The organism is Pseudomonas sp. NPDC089407 (genome assembly GCF_044900445.1).
In the GTDB taxonomy this organism is placed as follows: Bacteria; Pseudomonadota; Gammaproteobacteria; order Pseudomonadales; family Pseudomonadaceae; genus Aquipseudomonas.
This window is the reverse complement of sequence record NZ_JBJDNB010000081.1, coordinates 1-1,269: the sequence shown is the minus strand read 5'-3', so window position 1 is coordinate 1,269 and position 1,269 is coordinate 1. Positions and strand designations below refer to the sequence as shown.

Sequence of the window (1,269 nt, the reverse complement as noted above, 5' to 3'; positions counted from 1 at the left end):
TGGACTGCCCCCCAAAAGTTGGACAGTTTTAAGCTGCTGCCTGGGTCCTGTACTCGACAGGGCTCAGGCCATTGAGCCTCAGCTTGATGCGGTCATGGTTGTAGTAGTGAATGTACTCATCCAGGCCCGCTTTCAATTCATCAATACTCTCGAAACGCTTGAGGTAGAAAAACTCTGACTTGAGCGTGCCGAAGAAGCTTTCCATAGCTGCATTGTCCAGGCAATTACCTTTGCGAGACATACTCTGTTTCACGCCATGATTGCGGAGCGTGTGGCGATACTGAGCCTGCTGGTACTGCCATCCCTGGTCGGTGTGGAGCACTAGCTTGGGCTTCTCTCCCAAGGTCTTGAGCGCTTTGTCGAGCATGTTTCCAACCAGACTGTACTGAGGGCGAGCAGCTGTCTCGTAGGCGATGATTTCCCCGTTGTACAAATCCATCACTGGCGAAAGGTAGAGCTTCTGTTGAGCCACCTTGAACTCGGTTACGTCACTCACCCATTTCTGGTTAGGGCGCTGGGCGACGAAATTTCGCTCCAGCAGGTTCGTCGCTATTTTGCCAACAGTACCTCGGTACGACTTATATTTTTTGGGCCGCACCAGTGATTTCAGACTCAGGGCAGCCATCAGCTTTTCGATGACCTTTTTATTGACCAGCACCCCACCTTTCCTGATCACGAGTGCAACGCGTCGATAGCCGTAGCGCCCTTTCTCTTTGTGATAGACCTGCTGAATCTTCTCTTTCAGCTCGGCATATTTGTCCGGCTTCTGTTGGCTCTGCACCTGATAGTAAAAGGTACTGCGAGCCAGCCCGATCAGCCGCAGCAGGTCAGGCAAAGGAAACCTACGCTTGAGCTTGGAGACGATCAGGACTTTTTCCCCGGTATTCGTTCCTTTTCCTCCCGCAAAGCCTTGAGCTCCTTTAAGACAGCATTCTCCATCCGCAGGTATTCGAGCTCCGCCAGCAGCTGGTCTCGGGGCTTTTGCGAGTCGTCAGTATCTGTGGGTTTTGCTGGTTTGATCTTCTTCGGCACTTTGATCGGCTTTTTCTGGCGGTCGACAGGAGCTACAAGGCCACCACTGTAGTACTGCCGCTGCCAATTGCCTATCTGCGACGATTGGCCGAGGCCAAAATGCGCTGCGGTTTGACGCATGGAAAGACGATGCTCGTGCATAAAGCTCAGCACCTGCCGCTTGAACTCATCGTCATAGCGCTGCCCGTTTGAGCGCGGAGAAAGGCTGGACTTGCTCTGATGGCTTGAAACCCACCG

1 protein-coding gene is annotated in these 1,269 nt (G+C 53.0%); it reads right to left on the bottom strand.

Translation table 11 applies throughout. The annotated features are described in order from the left end of the window. Window positions 1-28: 28 nt before the first annotated feature. Window positions 29-1,269 (bottom strand): IS3 family transposase gene (locus ACI2KG_RS29060; RefSeq protein WP_404664251.1). Its coding sequence is split into 2 segments (ribosomal slippage), with 1,239 coding nucleotides annotated over them: window positions 29-910 and window positions 913-1,269; the frame shifts between segments, so codons are not numbered across the junction. This gene is flagged as partial in the annotation.